1 protein-coding gene is annotated in these 669 nt (G+C 61.9%); it reads right to left on the reverse strand.

Annotated features, from left to right (window positions below; translation table 11 throughout):
• A partial coding sequence (locus tag Q673_RS21935; RefSeq protein WP_200861388.1) for a transposase occupies nt 1-582 on the reverse strand: 582 nt, incomplete at its 3' end.
• Nucleotides 583-669 lie beyond the last annotated feature (87 nt).

Here is a 669-nt window from a genome sequence, read left to right on the forward strand (position 1 = left end):
GCGCAGGTAGCTGACCAGTAGCTGGTCGCCACAGAACACGAACAGCGGCAGGAAGATGTAGTGGTCGTAGTAGCCGTTGAAGTGCCGGCCGAGCTGCTGGCCGTGTACCCGATCGTCGGTCGCATCGAAGTCGAGGTAGAGCGGCTTCTTCGGTGGCCGCCGGAACGAGCGGATGAACTGCTCGATCATCTCCTCGTGGATGGCGACCGCCCAGTCCCGGTCGGCCTGCTGTTCGAAGCGACACAGGGTGGACTGGCTGGCCAGCACGCCATCGGTATCGACGGCGGTCTGCAGGGCGATGTCGTGACGCAACGCATGGTGGTCGTTGAGATCCTCATAGCCCAGCGCCAGGCCGAACACGCGCTGTCGAACCAGGGTTTCCGTTCGGTGCTGGCAGCGCTGAGGGTCTCGCGCATCGCTCAGTCGGCGAGCTACCGAGCGCGTCAGCCCCATCTCACGATCGAGCTGACGCAGCAGGAGGATGCCGCCGTCGGAGGTGACGTCGCCGCCATCGAAGCGGGCGGTGATCTGACGGCCTTTGCAGCGTGGAAAGGTGGCGGTGGGCATGGTACATTTTGTCATGGCGGCTGTGTCGGCTAATTCTTGCTTAGGCTCTTGAATTATAACCGATTTTCAGCCGCTTTTTTCATTTCCGGTGCAATATCCGGG

This window comes from Halomonas sp. PBN3 (genome assembly GCF_000475415.1).
Taxonomy (GTDB): domain Bacteria; phylum Pseudomonadota; class Gammaproteobacteria; order Pseudomonadales; family Halomonadaceae; genus Halomonas; species Halomonas shengliensis.